Raw genomic sequence first — 23209 nt, 5'->3', positions numbered from 1 at the left:
GCCGGCCGGCAGGTCTCAGGACGAAGGCCTGTTTTTTTTGGTCTTGATATGTACCGATCGATATATATGTAGCGGCCTGACCGGCATCCCCTCCCCAACAAAGGACAGCGTGTGACCTCTCCAACTGCATCCACCGCCGGTGCGATCCCGCCGCCATTGCCCGTCGCCGCGCTGTTGGCGCTGGCCATGACCGGTTTCATCTGCATCGTGACCGAAACCCTGCCGGCAGGACTGCTGCCGCAGATGTCCGCAGGCCTCGGTATCAGCCCGGCACTGGCCGGGCAGACGGTGACCGCCTACGCGCTTGGGTCGGTGATTGCCGCAATTCCGCTGACCATTGCGACCCAGCAGTGGAGGCGGCGTAACGTCCTGTTGCTCACCATCGTCGGCTTCCTGCTGTTCAACTCGGTCACCGCACTGTCGACCAGTTACGCGCTGACCCTGGTGGCGCGCTTGTTTGCCGGCGCAGCGGCAGGCCTGGCGTGGAGCCTGCTTGCCGGTTACGCGCGGCGCATGGTGCAGCCGGACCAGCAGGGCAGGGCCATGGCGATTGCGATGGTGGGCACACCGGTTGCGCTTTCCCTCGGCGTGCCGCTGGGCACCTGGATGGGCGGCATACTGGGCTGGCGCAGCGCGTTCGCCGCGATGTCCGGACTGACGCTCGTTCTTATCGTGTGGGTGCTGCTGAAGGTGCCCGACTACCCCGGCCAGTCCGCAGCGCAGCGGGTGCCGCTGCGCAAGGTGCTCGGCACGCCCGGCGTGCGCCCGGTGCTCGCCACCGTGATGGCGTGGATGCTGGCCCACAACATCCTGTACACCTATGTGGCGCCGTTCGCCGCACACGCGGGGCTGGCACATCGCGTGGACGTGTTGCTGTTGATCTTCGGCGTTGCGGCACTGGTCGGCATCGGCGTGGCGGCAAAGTTGGTGGAGCAGCACCTACGTGGCACGGTGTTGGTGTCGTTGGCGACGTTCCTTGCGATCTCAGTGGTGCTGGCGTTGCTGCAAGACGTGCAGCCTGTGGTCTACGTCTGTGTGGCGGTGTGGGGCCTGACCTTTGGCGGCGCGGCGACGCTGCTGCAGACCGCGCTTGCCGACAGCGCAGGCGAAGGCGCCGATGTTGCGCTGTCGCTCAATGTGGTTGCCTGGAACAGCGTCATCGCTGGCGGTGGCGTGGTGGGCGGCGTGCTGCTGGACCAATGGGGGGCGCAGACCTTTCCGGTTGCCATGGCCCTGCTGCTGGCAATCGGGCTGCTGATTGCATGGCGTGCCCGACAGCACGGCTTTGCGGCGGGCGCACGCTCGCCGGTTGCCGGTCACTAGCGTTGCGCTGCCTGATGTCTTCCCGGCTGCGTTCGCCTAGTACCCAGCGAGCGCAGCCGCAGGCAACTGCCGGCATTGCAGGTGTTTATACGTTTCATATACGATCCGTATATTCACGGCATTGGAGCTTGCATGGGCATCGTCAATATCGATGACGAACTGCACGATCAACTGCGCCGCGCGTGCACAGTGACCAGCCGGTCGATCAACGCGCAGGCCACTTTCTGGATCAAGGTCGGGATGCTGTGCGAGATGCATCCGGAATCCTCGTTCCAAGACATCGTGGCGCAGGAACTGCGCGCGGCAGGCGTGCGTCCGCAAACCCTGAAGCCGGCGCGGACATGATCAAGCAGCCGGCGGAGATTGCGTTGATGGCCAACGCCGGTGCGCTGCTGGCGCAGGTGTTTCATGCGCTGGATCAGCTGCCGCTGGCAGGCCGCAGCACGCTGGAACTCAACGACTTCGTCGAGCGGATGATTGTCGACGAGCTGAGCGCGCGGCCGGCCAGCAAGGGGCAGTACGACTTTCCCTTCGTGCTCAATGCCTCGATCGATGATGTGGTGTGCCATGGCGTGCCCGCGGCCGCGGACGTGCTGCGCAACGGGCAGATCGTCAATCTGGATATCACGCTGGAAAAGGATGGCTATATCGCCGACTCCAGCACGACGTATCTTGTAGGCGAGGTGGCGTATCCGGCGCGGCGGCTGGTGCAGGCCACCTATCAGGCGATGTGGAAGGGGATTGCGGCGGTGCGTCCAGGCGCGCGGCTGGGCGACATCGGTCATGCGATCGCGCGGCATGCGCGCGAGCAGGGCTATAGCGTGGTGAAGGAATATTGCGGGCATGGCATCGGCCGGCAGATGCATGAAGAGCCGCAGATCCTGCACTACGGGCATGCCGGCACCGGGATGCAGCTGCAGGAAGGCATGGTGTTCACCATTGAGCCGATGATCAATCAGGGCAGGGCGGCGATCCGTGTCGAGCCGGATCAGTGGCCGGTGCATACGCGCGACGGCAAGTTGTCGGCGCAGTTCGAGCACACCGTGGCGGTGACGCGTACCGGTGTGCGTGTGCTGACCTTGCGCCCCGGGGAAAAGCCGCTGTGTGCACTGGGGTGAGAGTGTCGTCCCCGGCGCGTGGCCTGCACTAGCTGCCGCCTCTGTGTTCGTTGCGTGCACTGCCGCGGCCAGACTGCGGCAGGTCAGCCAGGTTGCTGCACACTAGCCGCATCGCTGACGTCTCCCGTGCGCCGGCACCCTGATCCGGCGGAGCGCTGGTCTTCCATGCAGCCACTTCCTCACAACCCCACGCACGCCGTGCACCCGGCGGCAGCATCCTGGCGACGGCCGCTGGAGTGGTTGCGCCGACAGTTGCGCGCCAACGATCTGTGGTTCATCGGGCTGGCAGCCATAGTGGGGCTGATCGCGGCGGCACTGATGGTGGTGCAGGCCGGCATAGCGCATGCGCTGCAGGCCTGGCTGTACGCGCTTGCACCGGGCGAGCGGCTCAGTACTGCCGAATCGATCACTGTCACCCAGTTGCTGGTGTTGCCGTTGGGCGGCCTGTTGGTGGGCCTGGTAGCCTTGCTGGCACGGCGGCGCAAGCGGCCGCTGGTGGATGCGGTAGAGGCCAACGCCCTGCACGGCGGGCGCATGTCGATGCGCGACAACCTGATCGTTGCGGTGCAGACGCTGCTGTCCAACGGCTTTGGCGCATCGGTGGGGCTAGAGGCGACCTATACGCAGATGGGCGCAGGTGCCGGTTCGCAGCTGGGCCGTGTCCTGCGGGTACGCCGGGCCGACATGCGCACGCTGGTCGGTGCCGGCGCGGCAGGCGCGATCGCCGGTGCGTTCGGGGCGCCGCTGGCCGGTGCGTTCTACGCGTTCGAGATCGTGATCGGCGCCTATACGCCCTCGGCGCTTGCGCCAGTGGCCGCAGCGGCGCTGGCCGGCGCATTCATGGCCAACGCGCTTAGTGCCGCGCCGTATTCGTTGCCGGCGGCGGTCGCCTATCAATTGCAGCCGCGTGACTATGCGATTTACATCGCGCTGGGGCTGACCTGTGCGTTGATCGGCATTGCGGTGATGCGGCTGGTGGCCGGTATCGAACGCGCCGTGGGGCGGATCGAGCTGCCGCTCTGGGGGCGCCCGGTGGTGGGCGGGTTGCTGCTGATTCCGTTGGCGATGTATTCGCCGCAAGTGCTGTCATCGGGACATGGCGCCCTGCATCTGGACCTGACCAGCAGCAGCACGCTGCAGGTATTGGCCGGTTTGCTGGTGCTCAAATGCATCGCGTCGGGCATCTCGCTGGGTTTCGGCTTCCGTGGCGGGCTGTTCTTCGCTTCGCTGTTCATGGGCTCGCTGGTAGGCAGCTTGTTTGCGGTGTTCCTGAACCTGCTGGTCGGCGCCGCGGCGGTGGACATCACCAGTGCCTCGTTGGTGGGCATGGCCGCGTTGGCGGCAGCCATTGTCGGTGCGCCGATGACGATGGCCATGCTGATCCTGGAAGGCACGCACGACTTTGTGCTGGCGAGCGCGGTGATGGTGGCGGTGCTGGTGGCCAATACCGTGGTGCGCCAGGTGTTCGGCTATTCGTTCTCCACCTGGCGCCTGCATCTGCGTGGCGAGAACATCCGCAGCGCACGCGACGTGGGGTGGGTGCGCAATCTGTCGGCCGGCAAGATGATGCGTAAGGACGCCAACCACACTGCGCACGACACCACGGTGAGCGAGTTTCGCCGGCGGTTTCCATTGGGGTCCACGCAGCGCGTGGTGCTGGAAGACGCCGCCGGCCATTACGCCGGTGTGGTGCCGCTGGCGGTGCTATACGCGGACAACGTGCAGGCCGATGCGCCGGTGAGCGACTACGCCAAGCACCGCGATGCGGCATTGCTGGCAGACACCGACATCGTGGCAGTCATGAAGGTCTTCGATGCCACGCAGGCCGACGAGCTGGCGGTGATCGACGCCCAACGCAAGGTACTGGGCGTGTTGTCGGAAGGCTTTGTGCGCAAGCGCTATGCCGAAGAACTGGAAAAGCGCGAGCGCGAACTGATGGGCGAGCGTGTACTCGGCGATGACTGAGCCACGCGCTGCCGGCAGCGGCTGAAGCGACGGGGCGCGTGCTGCCCGGCACATCTACCGCACGCAGACGGTGTCTCACGCAACGCCCTGTGCCCGCGACGCATGCAGCTTGCCCATCGACAGTGGCAGCATGCGATGCCAACACGCAGCTTCCAGCCGCCTGCGCGTTGGTGGTGCTCACGCATTGGCAGCGTTGCTCGGCCTCGACTGCTCGACGCGCGTGCGCAGCAGCGCGCCATCGGGTTGTGCAGACCGATATCAGCGCGTTAGCATGAAGCCTCGTCCAAAACGATCTCCTCCGACACATGACACCACCCTGACCTAAGGCATCACGCGCTCGCAGTTGCTGCGAAGGTCCAGGTGTTTGACGTTCATGTATTCGCGCCGTGTGTGTTTGCCGGTGCGCGGAGTCGTTCAATGTCCAGAGTTTTCTTGTTGCGCCAGCAATGGCTCGGCAACGTGCGTGGCGATGTGCTCGCCGGCATCGTGGTCGCGCTTGCGCTGATTCCCGAAGCCATTGCCTTTTCAATCATTGCCGGCGTCGACCCCAAGGTCGGGCTGTACGCGGCGTTCTGCATTGCGGTGGTGACCTCGATCGCCGGTGGCCGGCCCGGCATGATTTCGGCCGCGACCGGCGCAATGGCGTTGTTGATGGTGGACCTGGTCAAGGAGCACGGCCTGCAGTACCTGCTGGCGGCCACCGTGCTGGCCGGCGTGCTGCAGCTGATCGCGGCGGCATTGCGCCTGGGCGCATTGATGCGCTTTGTCTCGCGCTCGGTGATCACCGGTTTCGTCAATGCGTTGGCGATCCTGATCTTCCTGGCGCAGTTGCCGGAGCTGGTCGGCATGCCATGGCCGGTGCATGCAGTGTGTGCAGCGGGCCTGGCCATCATCTATCTGCTGCCGCGCTTCACCACGGCGATTCCCTCGCCGCTGGTCGCCATCGTAGTGCTGACGGCGGTGTGCGCGTACTGGCACATCGACATCCGCAGCGTGGGCGACATGGGCCGTCTGCCCGACAGCCTGCCGGTGTTCCTGCTGCCGGACGTGCCGCTGACCTGGGACAGCGTGCGCATCCTGCTGCCGGTGTCGACGACGCTGGCCGTGGTGGGCTTGCTGGAGTCGTTGATGACCGCGCAGATTGTCGAAGACCTCACCGATACCCCGTCGCAGCGCAACCGCGAATGCGCAGGCCAGGGACTGGCGAACCTGCTGGCCGGGTGCTTCGGTGGCATGGCCGGCTGCGCGATGATCGGGCAATCGGTGATCAATGTGCGCTCGGGCGGGCGCGGGCGCCTGTCGTGCCTGGTGGCCGGCGTCGTCCTGCTGCTGATGGTGGTGTATGGCGCGCCCTGGGTGCGCCAGATCCCGATGGCGGCACTGGTGGCGGTGATGATCATGGTCAGCATCGGCACCTTCAGCTGGGGCTCGCTACGCGATCTGCGCACGCACCCCGGGAGTTCGTCGGTGGTGATGCTGGGCACCGTCGTGGTCACGGTATGGACGCACGATCTTGCCCGCGGCGTGCTGGCCGGGGTGCTGCTGTCGGCGCTGTTCTTTGCGCGCAAGGTCGGGCGCATGTTGCAGGTGCAGGCCAGCGAGCGTGACGACGGAGTGCGCGTGTATGCGGTGCGCGGCCAGGTGTTCTTTGCATCGGCCGGGCAGTTCGTGGCCAGCTTCGATTTCCCGGGCACGCCGCCGAAGGTGCTGATCGATCTGAGCCACGCGCACTTCTGGGACATCAGCGCGGTGGCTGCGCTGGATCGGGTGGTGCTCAAGCTGCGCGCGCACGGCGCCGAGGTCGAGGTGATCGGCGTGAATCAGGCCAGCGATACGCTGATCGAAACCTTAGGAACCCACAGGCGCGATGGCGCGCGCCTGCAACTGGGGCACTGAGCCCGGCTGCTCGTGCGCAGCCAGTTCGGCCGTCGGCGCCACCGCGTGGCGTGCATGGTCGTCTAGCAACGCGGACAGGCGACGATGGCAGTCACGGAAGGCCAGCGCGGAGGCCGGCATGTCGCAGGCATCGAAGGTTCTTGCCTCGGCCTTCCAGGCGGCGAGCAGGTCTTTCAGGTCGCTGATCAGGCTCGGCATGCGGGTGACTCCGTGGGCGTTCTCATCACTACGGCCACCGGCGCCGGCCGGATGCAGTCGCGCTCGTTCGCCTCACGCATGGCCGCGCGGGGGCGCTGCCATCGTGCAGGACACACGTGCGCGTCACATCGGCGGGAGGAGGGTGGTTGTGCGGTCTTTTACCGCTGGAGCTGACCATGAGCAATGACGAAAACGGCAACCGCGGCGCAGACGATCCGACCCCGCCCAATGGCATCAAGGCACCGGGCAGGGACAACACACCGATCCAGGAAGGGCCTGCGCAGGACAGCGAGATCGATGACGACGATGGCATCGAAGACCCGGTCGAGGACGATGACGACCTGGGCGCGGAAGACGACGAAGACGAAGACGACGACCAGTAGGCGCGTGGCAGCGTTGCACGCGGCCGTGCATCGCTGAACCCGGCAGGCTGCCGGTTGCGCGGCATGTGCTGGCTGTGGCCGGCCATGCTGCCTAGACTTGCGGATTGCCCATCCTGTGACATCCATGGACACCTCCCTGTCGCCATTGCCCAACATCGCGTTGGGCCAGTACCGCCACTTCAAGGGCGGCCGTTATGACGTGCTCGGCGTCGTGCGCTGCAGCGAAACGCTGGCCCCGCTGGTGCTCTATCGCCCGTTGGATAGCGACGTCGGTCTGTGGGTGCGGCCGTATGCGATGTTCATCGAGCAGGTCGAGGTGGACGGCGTTGCGCGTCCCCGTTTTGCGCGGGTCGAGTAAGCGCGGCTTGGTCTGCCCGACGTCACAGGGCCGTTTGCGAGTACGTTGGCAATGACCGCCGCCGCCGATGCTGCGCCTGTCACCACGCCCGATGGCCGGTATCTGATCGTGCGTGGCCGGCTCTGGCGTACCGCCAACCCGCATCTGCGCGAAGACGTGCGTGCCGGGCTGGTCGGCGCTTTGATGGACGCGCGACGCGCGGTCAAGGCGGCCAAGCGCGACGAGGATGCCGGGCGGCTGGCTGCAGCGCGTGCGGCGGTCGATCGTGCCAAGACGGCGCTGGGAGAGCGTGGCCCGGTGTGGTGGAGCGATGGCGCCAAAGACTTCAATCGGCATCTGGTCAAGAACACGCCATACGCGGACTGGTTTGCGGCGCTTGCCGCGCCCGATGCCTGAGTGCGCGTTGCAGCGGGCCAGGCGTGCCGCCGCCTGCAACGACAAGGCCCGGGAATCCCGGGCCTTGTCTGCTGGATCACACGCCCAGCGGTGTAGAGCGGCTGAGCAGGCTGCTGCGCTCAGCGCCAGATGGGCGCGGCCGGTGCCCGACATCGGCAAGGGCCATTCGGACACTCCCATGCTGGACGCGCCATCCGCACCCACCTGACGACTGCTCGCAACATGGTGTCAGCCGCTCTTGATCGACGTGGCTGGAGAAGTGGGCAGCCGCCCTCAGCCCAGGTCGCAATTGCTCGGCTGCGGCCAGGTGGTGGCGGGCAGCATGGCCTTGACGGCGGCCGGTGCGGTGATGCCGATGGTACTGGCGCCGTAGAGGTCTTCCAGTTCGTCGATGCTGACGATGTAGCTGTCCAGCGAACCGAGGTTGGCGCTGTTGGGAATCAGCCAGCTGATCGCGCGGGTGCCGCCGCCCGGGTTGGCGGTGATGATGGTCTTCCAGAAGAAGTCCGGGGTGCGGATGCCGTGGCTGCTCAGGAAGTAATCGTTGGTCGTGTCGCTGTAGATCACACCGCCGTAGACCTGCACGCTGGCGATGTCGCGGTAACACTCGGCCACGTTCTCGGCGCGCACCCAGATGCCCTGGTTGAAGCTGGACACCTGCGGCACGATGTTGGACATCAGGTTGGCGCGACGGATGTAGGTCGCGTTGTAGTCCATGTGGTTGGAGGTCACCAGGTGCCCGCGATCGTAGCCGGTGCGCACGCTGGCGTAGGAGGCGGTGGAGGTCTGGCCGGCGCAGCCGCTGGGCAGCTCGGTGTCCAGATTGAAACTGGACGGACGCGCCGCCGAGCCGGTATCGGCCTGCAGCACGTACTCGTAGCGCAACGCGGTGTGGTTGGTGCAGTCGTAGCGCAAGGTGTAGCCGCCCTTGTTGAGGGTGACGACCTGGGCGTTTGCGCTGGCACTGGCAGCGGTGAACAGCAGAACGGCGAAGAAAGTCCGGAAGCGCATGGGCAGTGAATCTCCTGGAAAATCAATCGGACGCACGACGCCATCGCCGGCTGCCGGGGGGCAGATCGACGCTCAGCGGAACGCGCGCTGGAAGGGGGACAGTTGGCTCGCTGTTTTTAGCGAGCGCGACAGCTATCGCATGCAAATGTTGCTTGGTGGTGACGTAGGCGTGAGGAATGTGCGGTCACGTCAGTTTTTCCGGCAAAAATGTGACAGGTCTCGCGCATCGAGCGGCATACGGGCTGGCAGGCGATAAGCGCGTGGTTATGCCTGGAGCGCACGAACGCGCCTGCCTTACTGGTCTTTTTGTGATGGCGCACAGCTGCGCCATCGGCAAGACGCGGTCGCTGCTGTCGGACAACCACCCGCGTGGAGGTCAGGGTATGCCGGCACGCGCGGTCAGATAGACGGCTGCGTGGATGCAGTCGCGAACACCGCAGGGCCGGTCATCGGCGCAGGATGCGCATGGCTCGCTTTTGAACGGTGCCGGACCTGCGCTGCGTTCGCCACCGGCGGACACAAAAAACCCCCTCCTGCAGTCCATGCAGAAGAGGGGCGTCAGATACGTCGCGAGACGATCCGCTCGGTCGACTATGCGACCTCTCTTTCCAGTTGCGGTGCGCTGGCAGGCTGCAGCTGGAACAGCGAGACCAACTGGGTCAGGGTGCTGGACTGCTTTTCCATCGCCCGTGCCGCGGCCATGGCTTCCTCCACCAGCGCTGCATTCTGCTGGGTGGTTTCGTCCATCTGGATCACCGTCTGGTTGACCTGTTCGATGCCGGCCGATTGCTCGCTGGATGCGGCGGTGATCTGGCCCATGATGTCGGTGACCCGATTCACGCTGGCGACGATCTCGGTCATGGTGGTACCGGCCTTGTGCACCAGCACCGAGCCTTCGGCCACCTTGCCCACCGAGGCGTCGATCAGCTCCTTGATCTCCTTGGCCGCAGCCGACGAACGCTGCGCGAGCGTGCGCACCTCCGAGGCCACCACCGCAAAGCCGCGGCCCTGTTCGCCGGCACGTGCGGCTTCCACCGCCGCGTTCAAGGCCAGGATATTGGTCTGGAACGCGATGCCATCGATGACGCTGATGATCTCGGCGATCTTCTTCGAGGAGGTTTCGATGCCCGACATGGTGCCGACGACCTGGCTGACCACCTCGCCGCCCTTGGAGGCCACACCGGCTGCATTGCGTGCCAGTTCGTTGGCCTGTCGCGCATGCTCGGCGTTCTGCTTGACGGTGGAGGTGAGTTCCTCCATCGAGGCGGCGGTTTCTTCCAGGCTGGCTGCCTGCTGTTCGGTACGCCGCGACAGGTCCTGATTGCCGGCGGCAATTTCGCCGGCCGCGGTATCGATCTCCGACGAGGAATGCTGGATGCGCCCGACGATATCGGTCAGGCGGTCCACCGTGGTGTTGGCATCGTCGCGCATGCGCGCGAACACGCCGGCAAAGTCGCCGTGCATGCGCGTGGTCAGGTCGCCGCTCGCAATCGCCTGCAACACCTGCGACACCGCGCCCAGGCTCTTGTCCGAGCTGCTCATCAGGTGATTGAGGTCGACCACGATCTGGCGGAAATCATGCTCGAACGCAGTCTCGTCGCCACGCGCGCTGAAGTCGCCTGCCGCAGCGGCCGATGCCAGCCGCTTGATCTCGCCATTGATCGACAACAGGCTGGCCCGCACATCGTTGATCGATTGGCTGATCACCGCCTTCTCGCCCGGCAACGGCTCCAGCTGCTGCGACAGGTCGCCGGCGGCATAGCGCTCGGTCAATGCGACGATCTGCATCGTCACCGCGATATGGCTGGACACCAGCGCGTTGCTGGCCCGCACCATGCTGCCGAATTCGCCGGGAAATTCCTGCTCGGCGATACGATGACTGACCATGCCGGCTTCATGCTTGTCGCCCATGTCGGTCTGCGCCTGGATCACCCGACGCAGCTGGCGCTGCATGCTGTCCATCGCCTGCAGCAGCTGGCCGACCTCGTCGTTGCGGTCGATCGAGATGCTGTTGTCCAGCTTGCCCGACGACACCGCATGCGCAATGCCCACCGCACGGTTCAGCGGCTGGGTGATGGCGCGTGCGACGATCCAGCCGAAGGCGATGCACAGCACCGCACCGACCAGGCCCAGCACCAGCCCGCCGATGCTTGCCGCCACCGAACTGTCCACCGCTTCCTGCACGGTGCCGCGGAAGCGTGCATCGGCGCGCTTCTGCATGGCGGTCAGGGTGGTGCGATAGGTTTCCAGTGCCGGTGCCATGGCGCTCATCTGCGCCGCATCGGGTTCGCGCTGTTCCACGAACGCGGCGGCCACGCCGTGCGCCAGGCTGTAGTACTGATCGAACTGCTTGCCCAGGCCTGCCAGTTCCTTTGCATTGGCGGGATCGGATTTCTGCAGTTTCACGTAGGAGGCGTGGATCTCGTCGGCCACCGGCTTGGTGGCCGCCAACATGTCGGCATCGCCGGCGGCAGCGGCGCCGTTGAGCCCGTTGATGAGCTTGTCCAGCGCAGCCACATTGCGTGTCATGGCGTCGAGCATCGGGAAATGCACGTCGCGTACCGCTTCCAGGCGGTCGTTGTTGCGGTGAAAGACCAGCGTACTGAAGGCCACATAGCTCGATAGGCAAAGGATCGCCACCGCGGCCGGCATCAGGATTTTCCAGAACAACGGTAGCGACAGGATGCGTCTCATGACTTGAGTCTCGAGCAGGTGGCGGGTCACGGCTTCAGGACGACCTTGACGCTGGCGTCGACTGCGCTGGCGCTGATGTAACCGATGGCGCCGGGCGTGGCGGCAACGGCCTTCTTGACCGCATCGTCGCCACTGACACGCTTGGGACGCTGCGCCTTGCCGGTGAACATCAGCTGCGACCAGTACGACTTCAGCTGTGCCGCGTCGCGTGAGGCCACTTTCTTGTAGAACTCATCGCGGGTGGCGACGCCTTCTTCCTGATCGATCGGCACCGCCGCGCCGCCACCGGGCAGGCTGTTGGATTTGGCCAGGAAGATCTGCGACACCTGCGCGGCGCTGAGGCTGTCCGGGCCGCCCTTGGCCGACATCACCACCACGACATCAGCATTGGCGCAGAACGCGCTCAGCGACACCGCGGCAAGCAGGGAGACTGCAAAACACTTGGAAATGGTCATGGGGGCTCTCTTAGAACACGAAGTCGACGGAGGCCGACAGCAGGTTGTAGCTGCCGCCCTGACGGAAGCCCGGCTGGATGTTGTTCAACGACCCGAACGAGCCCGCGTTGTTGTTGATGTGGCTGGCCTGCAGCTTGAATGCGACGCTTTCACGCGCGTCCCAACGCAGCGATGCGGTGAAGCTGTGGCGGCCGCTCTCGGCCTGCGCCAGTGCGCGCGTCATCACGCCGAGCGGATCCTGGCCGGCCGCGATGGTCGGGCCCTTGCGATCGACGTTGGCATAGGTGATCGACGGCGTCAGCGTGCCGAAGCGACCGCCGACACTGAGATAACCGGAGGTGGTCTTGCCGTTGAGCGAGGGCGAGTAATCGGCGCGGATCACTTCGCTGCGCAGGAACCAGCTGCCCGGATCGTAGGCGTAACCCAGGCTGGCAAAGCTGCCGTCCACGCCATAGGTGGTCAGGCGATCGGCCAGTGCGGGATTGATGCGCTGATAGACCGAGAACAGGCGATCCAGCGCCGGTGTATCGAAATCGGTGGTGCCCACGATGTAGGCGGCGCGGAACGTGGACGCACCCGATTCCAGGCCCAGCGCCAGGCCGCGCATGGCGTACACATCGGCCTTCTTCGAATTGATGCGGCCGTAGAAGCCCTGCACGCTGACCACACTCTCGCCGGCGTTGATGGTGTAAACGCCTTCGACGCCGTCCATCGGCAGCAGGTAGTTGTAGACCTCGTACGGCGGACGCACCCACGGGGTGGCGTAACCGACGCGCTGGTACTCGGACAGCATGTACAGCGGCGCAGTGATGCGGCCCAGGCGCGCGGCGAACTGCGGGCCGAACTGATACTTCACATGCGCCAGCGTGACCTTGGGATCGTAATCGCCGCGTTCGGCGTACTCACTGGTCACCTGCAACACGCCGGTGAACTTGTCGGTGAAGTTGGCATTGACCTGGCCGGCGATGCGCGAGTCCGGACGTGCCGAGGTGGAGTGGCTGGCACCGGCACCTTCCACGGTCTGGATGTCGGGCGTGAAGTCGGCCTGGTCCTCGGTCGAATGCACCACGCCCAGCGTGCCGAAGCCGCTGAAGGAAAACATCGAGTCCTGCTGCGCGTAGGCGCAGGTCGACGACGCCAGGGCGATGGCGCCACTGAGAAGCTTGACGGTCAATTTCATTGAGAATCTCGGCTGAGTTGGTGGTGGACGCAGCGCCATGGGAGGCGCGCGGGCAGAACGGTAATGAGCGTCGCAACGCCCTGGATTGCGGTAGCGGCCGTCTGCATCATTGCTTTAGCGAGATTTTTACAACTTGGGAAAACAGGTTAAGAAACCAAAGCACCACAAGAAGTGGACGATAGTTCCGCCCTATCGAGACGCGTGATTTAGGTGTTTGAAACAGCTGGGGTGAATATCGGCGGACATAATCGTCCGCATCTCGGGCCTGCCGGTGCGTAGCGCAGCGGTGAAGGACGAGGTAAGCAAAAAACCGCATTTTTACAGGGGAAAATTGACAAAGATGCGTTTGCTCCGAAGTGCGCGCGCAAAAAAAAACGCCACGCACTGGCGAGCCAGGAGTGGCGGTCTTTGAATTATTTCGCGTGGGCGCGCCAGTTACTTATCGCCAGTGCGATGCGGCCGGCGGAGATTTTGCTTCGGCTGCATGCAGAGGCGACGCGATACAACCGGCAAGTTACTGGAAACGTTTACTGCTGCCGTATCGGGAGTTTCACCACCACCTTGATCTCGAAGCGGAACCCGGCTAGCCAGGTCACGCCCACTGCGGTGACGGTGGGGTAGGGTGCCGGACCCCAGTAGCTCACCCATTTGTCCCACATGGCCTCGAACACCACGTCGGGGTCGAGCATGAACAGCGTGACGTCGACGACGTCCTGCGTGCTGCAGCCGGCCGCGGCGAGGATGGCATCGAGATTGGCGAAGGCGCGGGCGATCTCTGCCTCCAGCTCCGGCTCCGGCGAGCCGTCTTCGCGGCTGCCGACCTGGCCGGCGACGAACAGCAAGCCATCGGCGCGGACTGCCGGCGAATAGCGGTGGCGCTCGTACAGCGCGTGCCGCCCCTGCGGGAAAACTGCCTCACGTGTTGCCATGGTGACCTCCATCGGGTGTCGAATCGGAACAGGCAGGCAGCGTAGGTGCTTGCCTGCGCGCGATAAATCGGCGATGCCGACCAGCACTGTTTGTAGAATCGAAACAATCTTGGAGTCGGGAGTGGCGATGGACCGGTTCGACGCGATGCAGGCGTTTGCGCGGGTGGTGGAGACCGGCAGCTTCACCAAGGCGGCCGAGACCTTGCACATGAGCCGGGCCAGCGTGACCCAGCTGGTGCAGCAGCTGGAGGCACGCCTGCGCGTGAGGCTGCTCAACCGCACCACGCGGCAGGTGCATGTCACCGCCGATGGCGCAGCGTACTACGAGCGCGTGCAGCGGCTGCTGGCAGACATGGACGATGCGGAGACCAGCCTGTCCGATGCATCGGCGCTGCCGCGCGGGCGCCTGCGCGTGGATGTGCCCAGCCCGCTGGCGCGCCTGATCCTGATGCCGGCACTGCCGGCCTTTCATGCGCGCTATCCGGATATCCAGCTGGACATGGGCGTGAGCGACCGCCGCGTGGACCTGATCGGCGAGCACGTGGATTGCGTGGTGCGCGGCGGCACCATCACCGATCAGTCGCTGATCGCGCGCCGCGTGGGCGACCTGCAGGCGGGCGTGTACGCGGCGCCGGCGTATCTGCAGCGGCTGGGCATGCCGGCACACCCGCGCGAGCTGGAAAACACCCGGCACCGCTGTGTCGGCTTCATGCGCTGGCGCAGCAGCAAGACCGTGCCCTATGTCATGCAGCGCGGCAGCGAGGCGGTGCAACTGCAAGGGCGTTACGTGGTGGCGTCCGACGACGGCAATGCCTATCTCGCCGCCGGGCTGGCCGGCATGGGCGTGCTGTGGTTGCCGGTGTACATGGCCAGGGCGCATGTGGCCAGTGGCGAACTGGTGCCGCTGTTCGAGGACTGGCGGATGGAGCCGATGCCGCTGTCGATCGCGTTCCCGCCCAACCGGCATGTCAGCGCCAAGCTGCGTGTGTTCATCGAGTGGGTGAGTGCGTTGATGGCCGAGCATGCGCCAGTGGAGGCGCCGGCGCTGCGCTGAGCGCGCTGCGTGGCGTGGCTGATGTGGTCGTGATCGTGCGCGACAGACACGAGGGCACGCACGCATGATGGAGCGCGCAGTGCGTGGTGAAGCGTCCTGTCTGCCGGCATGCAAGCGACGTTGCTGCCGGTATCGATGCCGATGCGGTCGCCGTTGCCGTCGCCACGGGCCTTGCGCGATGCGCGATGCGAAAGAAGCTCGAGCCGCATTGCCGATCCCACAGCGTGCAATCGGCAATGCGCTGGGTCACTCCGCCAGCTGACGCCGCACCGGATAGCGCCAGCCGGTGATCGCCGCATACGGCGAGCGTGCATAGATCCATTGCAGCCGCGCATCGCCATCGGCGCGGAATGCGGCATCGTCTGCGAGCTTGCGTTCGAAGGCGGCGCGCAGGGCGGCGTCGCTGCGCAGCACGCGCTCGCTGAAGTCCACCAGCTCGGCGCCGTACAAGCCGCTGTCGGGGCTGCCGGCATTGCGGAAACGTCCGCTGGCCAGCAACGAGTCGCTGCTCTGCGGCTCGAGCAACGCGGCTGCCAGCATACGCATCGGTTGATCGGCAGGCACGCGGACGCTGCCGGCGGCGAAGGTTTCTTCCACGTGCTCGGCATGCGGCGTTTGTGTGCCGGCATCCTTCACTACGCGGATCTGTTGCACCTGGAGCTGGCGCGGCTGCTGCAGGCGTTCGTAAGTGATGCCGTGCGCCTTGAGCAGTTCCACCACATCGTCGTTGCCGGGCGGGATCCACCAGGCGAGCGGGTAGCGCACCGCCTGGGTCTGGCGATAGCCGATCACCGGCATAGTCCAGGTTTCATCGCGACCTTCCCAGCGCAGTTCCTGCCGCCCGGACACCGGCGACAACGCGCGGGTGTAGCTCACGCCCTTGAACGGCACCTGGGCGATCGGCTGTTGCAGGCGTTCCCAGGCCACCATCAGTTCCTGCGGGCGGGCAGCGCGATCGGCGCGCTTGGCCGCATCGATGTTGCCTGCATCGCGGGCAACCACGCGCAGTGCTGCTTCCAGCAGCACATAGTCGCCCAGCACGCGCTGCCGGTACGACTTCAGGCGATGGTTCTCCACCAGCACGGTGGGGATGCCGGCAAAGTCGCCGTAGCCGGTGGAATAGCGCGGGCCTTCCGGCGCGTAGCGCAGGCCCGAGCGCGGCTCGTCTTCGTCGATCAGGCTCGGGTAGATGGCCGGTTCGTGGCCCTGTTTGCGCAATGCGGTGTTCACCGCCGGCGTGAAGCGTTGCTGCAGCCAGTCGGCAGTGGCGCGCGAGCGCGCATAAGTGCCCCAGCCGGCGAAGGTAAAGGTGATGTCGTACTGGTGATCCAGCCCGCCGCTGACATGCAGGTCGATGTAGAGCGCCGGATCCAGGCGATGCAGCAACGCGACCATCGCGCGCGTTTCCGGCGCTTCCAGGGCGAGGTAGTCGCGGTTGAGATTGATGCCGCGCGTGGTGGTGTTCCAGCCCATCTGCTGTGGGCCGCGCAATGCGGCGCCGATCAGTGGGCCGCGCTGCTCGTGACCGTCGGCATTGAAGATCGGCACGAACACCAGATCCACCTGATCGAGCAGGTGGTCCTTGCCGCGTTGCGCGATATCGCGCAGCAGCATCAGGCCGGCATCCTTGCCATCGATCTCGCCGGCGTGGATGCCGGCCTGCGCCAGCACCACCGGCTTGCCGGGCGCGCCCTTGTGCGCGCGGACCAGCAGCAGGTCGCGGCCCTCGCTGCTCTTGCCGAACACGTCCAACGACAGCAGCGGCGAGGCGGCGACCAGGCGTTCCAGCCACGCGCGCGTCTCGTCGTAGCTGGGCGTGCTGGCGAAGTCGTTGCGCTCTGCCGGCGTGCTCCACGGATCGTCCGGTGTGACGATCAACGCCTCGCTGGCCCCATGCCAGGCACGTACCGGTGGCAGCGGCGCGCTGGTGTCGATGGGCTGCGCGCTGGCCTGGGTGGCAGTCAACAGGGTTGCGGCGAGCAGGCCGGCAGCGGCACGCGTGGTGCTGCGGCTGGCGGGTCTGGCGGCATTGTCGGAAGCAGGTGCGGAAGCGTGCGAGGCAGAGGGGCGCGTATCGGAAGTCATGTGGGACGTACGGGATCTCGATTGAGGGGAGAACGTGGCAAGGCTTGCTGCTCCTGGGTGGTTGCGACGACAGCGACAGCGGCGTTCGACAGACGCCATGCCGCATCGACGTACTGCAGCGGGCTGCGTGGGTCGAAGGGCTGGCCATTCCCTGGGCGCGGGTCACGGTGCAGGGAGTTCCTGCCTCGGGCGCTGCAGCAAGCAGCAGGACATTTGCGTAATACAGTAACATTTGACGGGCCGCGCTCGCGCCGACGGTCGCGCAGCTGCACTCGGCAGCCTGCTTCCTGTGGTGCTGTCGCCCGAGAGGGATCGCACCGCGCATTCGCCGCTCCGGCTGACGTTTGCGCGGCGTCGCCCGGTCCACTGCAAGCGTCGAACGCAATGTGATAACGTATCATTTCGTTAAGCCATTGCCTTGTCATGCTTTCCAGTCCCCCAGTCGCCCCCGCCATCTCGATCAGCAACCTGCACGTGGCCTACCGCAGCCGCGCCGTGCTGCAGGGGCTGGATCTGCAGGTCGCCCCCGGCAGTGTCTACGCCTTGCTGGGCGGCAATGGAGCCGGCAAGTCCTCCACGCTTTCCAGCTTGCTCGGCTTCGTCAAACCCACCTCCGGCAGCCTGCGGATCGATGGCATCGACCCGGTCGCCGACCCTGGCGGCGCGCGTGCGCGGCTGGCCTATCTGCCGGAAAACGTCGCGCTCTACGAGCACCTGAGCGCGCTGGAAAATGCCGACTACCTGCTCGCGCTGGCCGGCCAGCGCCGCAGCCAGGCCGAGATCGGCCAGGCGCTGGCCGCTGCCGGCCTGCAACGTGAGGCCTGGCGCCAGCGGCTGGCGGGGTTTTCCAAGGGCATGCGCCAGAAGGTGGCGATCGCGGTGGCCACGCTGCGCCAGGTGCCGGTACTGCTATTGGACGAGCCCACCTCCGGCCTGGACCCGCGCGCCATTGGTGACTTCAACCGCTTGGTGAGCAGCGTGCGCGAGCGCGGGGGCGCGGTGCTGATGGTGACGCACGACCTGCTCGGCGCAGTGGATGTCGCCGACCGGATCGGGTTCCTGGAACACGGGCGCATTGCCGAAGACATCGGTGCCGGCGACAGCGGCTTCGACGTGCGCAGCTTGCATGCGCGTTTTTCGCGTGAGCAGGATCGGGCTGCATGAGTCCTGTGCTGCTGGTCGCGCGCGAAGAACTGCGTTTCATGGCGCGCAACCGTTCCGCTGCCATCGGTGTGGTGCTGCTGATGCTGCTCACGCTGGTGGCGGCATTGACCGCCGCGCATCATCAGCGCGAGGTGGCCGAGTTCCGTGCGCGCCAGCAACTGGCCGCGCAGCAGGCCTTCGAAGCGCAGCCGGACCGCCACCCGCATCGGGTGGTGCATTACGGTCATTTCATCTATCGCCCGTTGCCGGCGCTGGCCGCCTTCGATGCCGGCGTGGACGCGTTCACCGGCAACAGCATGTTCCTGGAAGGCCATCGCCAGAACACCGCCAACTTCGGCGATGTGCGTCAGAGCTCGCTGCTGGTGCGCTTCGGCCAGCTCACCCCCGCGTTCGTGTTGCAGGTGCTGGCGCCGATGCTGCTGGTGTTTCTTGGCTACGGCGCGGTGGCGCGCGAGCAGGAGACCGGTACCTTGCGCGCGCTGTTGCTGCAGGGGGCCACGCGCGGGCAATTGTTCGGCGGCAAATATCTCGCACTCGCGGTGGTGGCCGCTGCCTGCCTGTTGCCGGCCCTGGTCGGGTTGCTGCCGATCGCGTCGTTGCCGGGTCAGGCGCTGCGGGTTGCGCTGCTGGTGCTGGCGTATGCGGTGTATCTGCTGGTGTGGTGCGCGCTGGTGCTGTCGGTGTCGATGCTGTGCCGGCGCGGCCGCGATGCGTTGCTGGTGTCGCTGGCGGTGTGGGTGTGGCTGGCCCTGCTGGTGCCGCGCGTGGCGCCGGATGTGGCCAGTGCGGCGTACCGCCTGCCGACGCGGCTGGAGACCGACGTGGCGATCCAGCGCGACCTGCGCACGCTCGGCGACAGCCACAACCCGGATGACCCGCACTTTGCGCAGTTCAAGCAGCAGACGCTGGCGCGTTATGGCGTGCAGCGGGTGGAAGAGCTGCCGGTCAACTACAAGGGCCTGCTGGCGCTGGAAGGCGAGCGGCTCACCGCGAGCCTGTTCGAGCGCTATGCGGCGCGTGATTCGGCCATCCAGCAGCAACAGAACTTGTTGGTGCGCACGTTCGCCTTGTTAAGCCCCACGGTTGCGCTGCGCGAGCTGTCGATGACGCTGGCAGAAACCGACCTGCGTGCGCACGAGCGGTTTCTCGCCCAGGCCGAGCATTACCGCTACACGCTGGTGCAGCAGCTCAACCAGCTGCAGGCCGATGCGGTGAGCATGGCCGACGACACCGCGCAGGATGCCGGTGCCGACCAACGCAAGCGCATCTCTTCCGCGCATTGGCATGCGATCCCGGTGTTCGCATTCCAGCCGCCGGCCACCACCGAGGTGCTGCGCGCCGCAGGTGCGGCGCTCGGCCTGGTCGGTGCCTGGCTGCTGGCGGCGCTGTGCATGCTGGTGGTGGCCGGTCGGCGTGTGGGAGTGGCGCGCTGATGCTGCTGTGGAAATACGAACTGCTGCTGTTGCTGCGCGCACGTGCCGCGCTGGCCGGCCTGCTGTTGCTGGCGGTGTTGACGGTGTGCAGCCTGCTCTCCGGCCAGCACCTCATCGCTGCGCAACGCGCCAACATCGCGCGCATTGCAGCGCTGCAGCAGGAGGACATCGCAGCGGTGCAAGACTATGTGGCGCGCTCCAACGACGCCGGCAGCGCGGCTTACTACAGCTTCCATCCGACCTGGGATGTGCCCACGCCACTGGCGTTTGCCGCGGTGGGCATGCGCGATGTCTCGCCGTACATCCTGCGTGTCCGCGCGCTGGGCCTGGAAGCGCAGATCCACGATGGCGACAGCTACAACCCGGAGCTGGCACTGGCCGGACGCTTCGACTACGCCTTCGTGCTGGTGTTCCTGCTGCCGTTGTTCGTGATCGCGTTGCTGTTCGATCTGCGCTCGGGCGAACGCGAGGCCGGGCGTGCGCGCATGCTGGCCGCGTTGCCGGGTGCGGGCGCCGCGTTACTGGCACGGCGCGTGGTAGTGCGCGCCGCTGCGGTGCTGGTGTGCCTGGGTGTGCCGTTTGTGATTGCCGCAACCTTCAATGCGGTGCCGCTGCTGCAACAGCTCGCGGTGCTGGCATTGACCTGCGCCTATCTGCTGTTCTGGGTGTTGCTGTCGGTGCTGGTCGGGCGCCTCCACTGGCGCCCCGCCGCGCATGCCACCGCCCTGGCGACCTGCTGGGTGGTGCTGGCGCTGGTCGCACCGGCGCTGGCGCATGTGACGATCAATCAGGCAGTGCCGGTCAACCAAGGCAGCGAGATCGCGCGGTTGCAGCGCGAGGCGGTCAACCACGCCTGGGACATTCCGCGCCAGCACACCATGCGGGCCTTCTACGCGCAGAACCCGCAGTGGGCGGAATCGGCGCCGCTGACCGGCGCGTTCCACTACAAGTGGTATTTCGCCTTCCACGAAAACGGCGACCAACAGGTGGCCCCACAGGTCGCGGCGTATCGCCAAGGTTTGCAGCGACGCGAAGCACTGGCGCAGCGTGTGGCCAGCGTGTTGCCGCCGGTGGCGTTGCAGGCCGCGTTGACGCGCCTGGCAGGCACCGATCTGCGCGCGCAACTGGCGTACCAGGACCGCATCCGCGCCTACCACCAGACACTGCGGACGTTCTATTACGGCTATCTGTTCCGCGACCGCCCGTTTACGCGCGAGGACTTCGGGCGCGCGCCACGTTTCGATGCAAGCGCCGATCCTGCGTCATAGCGGCAGCTGCGTGTCACCCCTCACCTTCGTTGTCTCACTTGCGACCCGGGCCCAGCGCGCCCGGGTGCTTCAGGAGTCCTGCCCGATGTCCGTGTCCACGCCGCGCCGCCGTCTGTCCAACACGCTGCCTTTGCTCGGTGCACTGAGCTGCGCAGGCGTCAGTCCGCTTGCCGAGGCGGCCGAGCCGCAGGCGCGCGATCTGGATGCGGTGCAGGTGCGCAGCCAGTACACGCCGTACCGCGCATTGAGCGTGACCGGTGCCACCAAGACCGATGCGCCGCTGCGCGACCTGCCGATCAGTGCGCGCGTGCTGGACCAGACCTTGCTCGAGGATGCCGGCGTCAACGATCTGGCCGGCGCGCTGGAGATGGCCAGCGGCATCACCAAGGCCAACAACCTGGGCGGGTTGTGGGACAGCTATTCGATGCGCGGCTTCACCGGCGACCCGAATTTCAGCTCGGACTACATGGTCAACGGCTTCAACGCCAGCCGCGGTTACAACGGCCTGCGCGATGCTGCCAACACGCAGAGCATCGAGGTGATCAAGGGCCCGGCTTCGGCGTTGTACGGGCGCGGCGAGCCCGGCGGTGCGGTCAATATCGTCACCAAGAAGCCCTTGTTCCAGCCGCAGCACAGCGTGGATCTTTCGGCGGGGCGCTTCGACAGTTATCGCGCTGCGGTCGACAGCACCGGCCCGCTGGGCGAGAACCTGGCCTATCGGCTGAACGTCATGCACAAGGATCAGCACAGCTTCCGCGACACCGTCGATAGCGACAACACGCTGCTGGCTCCCTCGCTGCTGTGGATGCCCACGCCCGATACCACGGTGTCCTACGAGCTGGAATTCGTGCGCATCCATGCGCCGTTCGATCGCGGCGTCACCGCCATCGATGGCGATGCCAATCGGCTGCCGGCCGGGCGTTTTCTGGGCGAGCCGCGCGATGGCGATATCGATCTGCATTCCACCGGGCACCAGGTGTTCGTGGTGCATGGCTTGAACCAGACCTGGTCGCTGCAGGGCGGGGCGACCTATCGCGACAGTGGCATGCGCGGGTTTTCCACCGAACCGTGGACGCTGCAGGCCGATGAGCGCACGCTGCGCCGCGAGCGCCGCTACCGCGATTACCAGGGCCGCGATATCGCCGCGCGTGCGGAACTGCTCGGCAGCTTGCAGGCCGGCAGCGTCACCCACAACGTGTTGTTCGGCGTGGATGGCAATCGCTTCGACGACAGCCGTTTCCAGCAGCGCGCCCGCTCTGCGGCCACGCCGTACAGCATCGACGTGCTTACGCCGCAGTACGGCGTTGCGCAGCCGGGGCGGCTGGTCACCATCACCGACACCGAAGAACGCCAACAGGTGTGGGGCGTCTATGCGCAGGATCAGCTCGATCTTGGCGCGCGCTGGAAGGCCTTGCTCGGCCTGCGCTACGACCATTACCAGCAGGATCTCGACAACCAGCTGCGCGGCGCGACGCAGCGCGCCTCCGATGGTGTGGTCAGTCCGCGTGCGGGCATGATCTTCCATGTCGACGCTGCGCTGTCGCTGTATGCCAGCGCTGCGGCGGGCTTTCGTCCCAACAGCGGCGTGGGCGCGGACGGGCAGAGTTTCGCGCCGGAGAAAAGCCGCTCGCTGGAAACCGGCTTGAAGTACGTGCAGCCCGGCGATGGCCTGGAAGCGACGCTGGCCGCGTTCCGCATCGACAAGAAGAACGTGCTGAGCCTGGATCCGGCCGACACCAGCTTTTCGCTGCCGGTGGGCGAGATGCGCAGCCAGGGCGTGGAGCTGGATCTGCTCGGGCGGCTGACCCCGCACCTGGCCGCCTCGGTGGGCCTGGCCTATACCGACTCGCAGGTGACGCGCAGCAGTGAGGCCGCCGCCGGTACCGGCCTGGCCGAGGGACGCCGCTTTCCGAACGTGCCGCGCTTCAGCGGCAATGCCTTCGTCAACTATGAGCAGCCGTTGACCGGCAAGCGCAGTGCGGCAGTGGGCGTGGGCGTGTCGCATACCGGTGAGCGGCTGGGCTCGGTGGATAGCAATACCGACTTCGTGCTGCCTGCGTACACGGTGTGGCGCCTGGTCGGGCATTACGACCTGAGCGAGCGCCTGCGCCTGTATGCCAAGGTCGAGAACCTCACCGACCGCCGTTACGCCGCGTTCTCCTACAGCGAGCAGTGGGTGTATCCGGGCGCGCCACGTAGCTGGACGGTGGGTGTGCGGCTGCGGTTTTGATCAGCGCCGGCATGTGATCGACACCGACTGGCGACGTCCGACCATGCCTGCTTGATGGACCACGCCAGC

At 66.1% G+C, this 23209-nt stretch carries 20 protein-coding genes and 1 other RNA gene; 14 read left to right on the top strand and 7 right to left on the bottom strand.

The annotated features are described in order from the left end of the window. Positions 1–186: 186 nt before the first annotated feature. The 5 genes from KHN93_RS18505 (at position 187) to KHN93_RS18485 (ending at position 6302) form a co-directional block, all read left to right on the top strand. A complete protein-coding gene (locus KHN93_RS18505) occupies positions 187–1323 on the top strand; it encodes an MFS transporter (RefSeq protein WP_212579681.1) in 1137 nt (378 codons plus the stop codon). Positions 1324–1455: 132 nt separating this feature from the next. After that, positions 1456–1668: a ParD-like family protein gene (locus tag KHN93_RS18500; RefSeq protein WP_016900960.1), complete on the top strand. Its 213-nt coding sequence runs from the start codon at positions 1456–1458 to the stop codon at positions 1666–1668. Continuing rightward, positions 1665–2441 (top strand): type I methionyl aminopeptidase, encoded by a 777-nt coding sequence (gene map, locus KHN93_RS18495; RefSeq protein ID WP_039518656.1) that lies wholly within the window; start codon positions 1665–1667, stop codon positions 2439–2441. The genes KHN93_RS18500 and map overlap by 4 nt, the downstream gene beginning before the upstream one ends. Before the next feature lie 165 nt (positions 2442–2606). After that, positions 2607–4406: a chloride channel protein gene (locus KHN93_RS18490; protein WP_211921007.1), complete on the top strand. Its 1800-nt coding sequence runs from the start codon at positions 2607–2609 to the stop codon at positions 4404–4406. A gap of 417 nt (positions 4407–4823) precedes the next feature. Beyond that, positions 4824–6302 carry a SulP family inorganic anion transporter gene (locus KHN93_RS18485; RefSeq protein ID WP_211921005.1) on the top strand — a complete coding sequence of 493 codons (1479 nt, stop codon included), beginning with the start codon at positions 4824–4826 and terminating at the stop codon, positions 6300–6302. Here KHN93_RS18485 and KHN93_RS18480 read toward each other — a convergent pair. Then, positions 6255–6500, bottom strand: coding sequence for a hypothetical protein (locus tag KHN93_RS18480; RefSeq protein ID WP_211921002.1), 246 nt, complete (start codon positions 6498–6500; stop codon positions 6255–6257). The genes KHN93_RS18485 and KHN93_RS18480 overlap by 48 nt on opposite strands. Positions 6501–6676: 176 nt before the next feature. Here KHN93_RS18480 and KHN93_RS18475 point away from each other — a divergent pair, with 176 nt between their 5' ends. The 4 genes from KHN93_RS18475 to KHN93_RS18460 all read left to right on the top strand — a co-directional run bounded on the left by KHN93_RS18475 (position 6677) and on the right by KHN93_RS18460 (position 7871). Next, positions 6677–6883 carry a hypothetical protein gene (locus tag KHN93_RS18475; protein WP_047129434.1) on the top strand — a complete coding sequence of 69 codons (207 nt, stop codon included), beginning with the start codon at positions 6677–6679 and terminating at the stop codon, positions 6881–6883. 124 nt (positions 6884–7007) lie between these two features. Further along, positions 7008–7241, top strand: a complete 234-nt coding sequence (locus KHN93_RS18470) for a DUF1653 domain-containing protein (protein ID WP_104560147.1) — start codon at positions 7008–7010, stop codon at positions 7239–7241. 51 nt (positions 7242–7292) lie between these two features. Next, entirely contained in the window at positions 7293–7637 is a 345-nt protein-coding gene (locus KHN93_RS18465; RefSeq protein WP_104560146.1) for a hypothetical protein, read from the top strand. Positions 7638–7794: 157 nt separating this feature from the next. Further along, positions 7795–7871, top strand: a non-coding RNA gene (locus KHN93_RS18460) — sX9 sRNA. A gap of 39 nt (positions 7872–7910) precedes the next feature. On the opposite strand, the gene KHN93_RS18455 is transcribed toward KHN93_RS18460, so the two are convergent. From KHN93_RS18455 to KHN93_RS18435, 5 genes are all read right to left on the bottom strand, one after another. Beyond that, the gene (locus tag KHN93_RS18455) at positions 7911–8648 is read right to left on the bottom strand and encodes a DNA/RNA non-specific endonuclease (RefSeq protein WP_039518674.1); all 738 of its coding nucleotides are present in this window, start codon (positions 8646–8648) and stop codon (positions 7911–7913) included. 591 nt (positions 8649–9239) lie between these two features. Beyond that, on the bottom strand, positions 9240–11372 hold the full coding sequence (locus tag KHN93_RS18450) for a methyl-accepting chemotaxis protein (protein WP_211921000.1): 2133 nt from the start codon (positions 11370–11372) through the stop codon (positions 9240–9242). Next, positions 11369–11797 carry a type 2 periplasmic-binding domain-containing protein gene (locus KHN93_RS18445; protein WP_211920997.1) on the bottom strand — a complete coding sequence of 143 codons (429 nt, stop codon included), beginning with the start codon at positions 11795–11797 and terminating at the stop codon, positions 11369–11371. The genes KHN93_RS18450 and KHN93_RS18445 overlap by 4 nt, the downstream gene beginning before the upstream one ends. A gap of 10 nt (positions 11798–11807) precedes the next feature. Then, the gene (locus KHN93_RS18440) at positions 11808–12977 is read right to left on the bottom strand and encodes a hypothetical protein (protein WP_211920995.1); all 1170 of its coding nucleotides are present in this window, start codon (positions 12975–12977) and stop codon (positions 11808–11810) included. A gap of 527 nt (positions 12978–13504) precedes the next feature. Then, positions 13505–13906, bottom strand: a complete 402-nt coding sequence (locus KHN93_RS18435; RefSeq protein ID WP_211914303.1) for a Rid family hydrolase — start codon at positions 13904–13906, stop codon at positions 13505–13507. A 127-nt stretch (positions 13907–14033) separates the two neighbouring features. On the opposite strand from KHN93_RS18435, the gene KHN93_RS18430 reads away from it, so the two are divergent. Beyond that, the gene (locus tag KHN93_RS18430) at positions 14034–14960 is read left to right on the top strand and encodes a LysR family transcriptional regulator (protein WP_167705965.1); all 927 of its coding nucleotides are present in this window, start codon (positions 14034–14036) and stop codon (positions 14958–14960) included. 246 nt (positions 14961–15206) lie between these two features. On the opposite strand, the gene KHN93_RS18425 is transcribed toward KHN93_RS18430, so the two are convergent. Further along, positions 15207–17045, bottom strand: coding sequence for a M14 family metallopeptidase (locus tag KHN93_RS18425; RefSeq protein WP_244812143.1), 1839 nt, complete (start codon positions 17043–17045; stop codon positions 15207–15209). Positions 17046–17468: 423 nt separating this feature from the next. On the opposite strand from KHN93_RS18425, the gene KHN93_RS18420 reads away from it, so the two are divergent. The 4 genes from KHN93_RS18420 to KHN93_RS18405 all read left to right on the top strand — a co-directional run bounded on the left by KHN93_RS18420 (position 17469) and on the right by KHN93_RS18405 (position 23140). Then, a complete protein-coding gene (locus KHN93_RS18420; RefSeq protein WP_104644463.1) occupies positions 17469–18209 on the top strand; it encodes an ABC transporter ATP-binding protein in 741 nt (246 codons plus the stop codon). Further along, positions 18206–19642 carry an ABC transporter permease gene (locus tag KHN93_RS18415; RefSeq protein ID WP_211920993.1) on the top strand — a complete coding sequence of 479 codons (1437 nt, stop codon included), beginning with the start codon at positions 18206–18208 and terminating at the stop codon, positions 19640–19642. Before KHN93_RS18420 ends, KHN93_RS18415 begins: the two co-directional genes overlap by 4 nt. Further along, positions 19642–20910: a DUF3526 domain-containing protein gene (locus KHN93_RS18410; protein WP_211920991.1), complete on the top strand. Its 1269-nt coding sequence runs from the start codon at positions 19642–19644 to the stop codon at positions 20908–20910. The genes KHN93_RS18415 and KHN93_RS18410 overlap by 1 nt, the downstream gene beginning before the upstream one ends. An 85-nt stretch (positions 20911–20995) precedes the next feature. Next, positions 20996–23140 carry a TonB-dependent siderophore receptor gene (locus tag KHN93_RS18405; protein ID WP_211920988.1) on the top strand — a complete coding sequence of 715 codons (2145 nt, stop codon included), beginning with the start codon at positions 20996–20998 and terminating at the stop codon, positions 23138–23140. Positions 23141–23209: the final 69 nt, after the last annotated feature.

The organism is Xanthomonas arboricola pv. juglandis, assembly GCF_905367715.1.
Taxonomy (GTDB): domain Bacteria; phylum Pseudomonadota; class Gammaproteobacteria; order Xanthomonadales; family Xanthomonadaceae; genus Xanthomonas; species Xanthomonas arboricola.
The sequence above is the reverse complement of the archived record's forward strand: the minus strand, read 5'-3'. Positions and strand labels throughout refer to the sequence as shown.

Bases quoted from the DNA above. Each gene is read 5' to 3' on its own strand.
- KHN93_RS18505 (WP_212579681.1), top strand. From the start codon at position 187: ATGACCGGTTTCATCTGCATCGTGACCGAAACCCTGCCGGCAGGACTG.
- KHN93_RS18500 (WP_016900960.1), top strand. From the start codon at position 1,456: ATGGGCATCGTCAATATCGATGACGAACTGCACGATCAACTGCGCCGC.
- map (WP_039518656.1), top strand. From the start codon at position 1,665: ATGATCAAGCAGCCGGCGGAGATTGCGTTGATGGCCAACGCCGGTGCG.
- KHN93_RS18490 (WP_211921007.1), top strand. From the start codon at position 2,607: ATGCAGCCACTTCCTCACAACCCCACGCACGCCGTGCACCCGGCGGCA.
- KHN93_RS18485 (WP_211921005.1), top strand. From the start codon at position 4,824: ATGTCCAGAGTTTTCTTGTTGCGCCAGCAATGGCTCGGCAACGTGCGT.
- KHN93_RS18480 (WP_211921002.1), bottom strand. From the start codon at position 6,500: ATGCCGAGCCTGATCAGCGACCTGAAAGACCTGCTCGCCGCCTGGAAG.
- KHN93_RS18475 (WP_047129434.1), top strand. From the start codon at position 6,677: ATGAGCAATGACGAAAACGGCAACCGCGGCGCAGACGATCCGACCCCG.
- KHN93_RS18470 (WP_104560147.1), top strand. From the start codon at position 7,008: ATGGACACCTCCCTGTCGCCATTGCCCAACATCGCGTTGGGCCAGTAC.
- KHN93_RS18465 (WP_104560146.1), top strand. From the start codon at position 7,293: ATGACCGCCGCCGCCGATGCTGCGCCTGTCACCACGCCCGATGGCCGG.
- KHN93_RS18455 (WP_039518674.1), bottom strand. From the start codon at position 8,648: ATGCGCTTCCGGACTTTCTTCGCCGTTCTGCTGTTCACCGCTGCCAGT.
- KHN93_RS18445 (WP_211920997.1), bottom strand. From the start codon at position 11,797: ATGACCATTTCCAAGTGTTTTGCAGTCTCCCTGCTTGCCGCGGTGTCG.
- KHN93_RS18440 (WP_211920995.1), bottom strand. From the start codon at position 12,977: ATGAAATTGACCGTCAAGCTTCTCAGTGGCGCCATCGCCCTGGCGTCG.
- KHN93_RS18435 (WP_211914303.1), bottom strand. From the start codon at position 13,906: ATGGCAACACGTGAGGCAGTTTTCCCGCAGGGGCGGCACGCGCTGTAC.
- KHN93_RS18430 (WP_167705965.1), top strand. From the start codon at position 14,034: ATGGACCGGTTCGACGCGATGCAGGCGTTTGCGCGGGTGGTGGAGACC.
- KHN93_RS18425 (WP_244812143.1), bottom strand. From the start codon at position 17,045: ATGACTTCCGATACGCGCCCCTCTGCCTCGCACGCTTCCGCACCTGCT.
- KHN93_RS18420 (WP_104644463.1), top strand. From the start codon at position 17,469: ATGCTTTCCAGTCCCCCAGTCGCCCCCGCCATCTCGATCAGCAACCTG.
- KHN93_RS18415 (WP_211920993.1), top strand. From the start codon at position 18,206: ATGAGTCCTGTGCTGCTGGTCGCGCGCGAAGAACTGCGTTTCATGGCG.
- KHN93_RS18410 (WP_211920991.1), top strand. From the start codon at position 19,642: ATGCTGCTGTGGAAATACGAACTGCTGCTGTTGCTGCGCGCACGTGCC.
- KHN93_RS18405 (WP_211920988.1), top strand. From the start codon at position 20,996: ATGTCCGTGTCCACGCCGCGCCGCCGTCTGTCCAACACGCTGCCTTTG.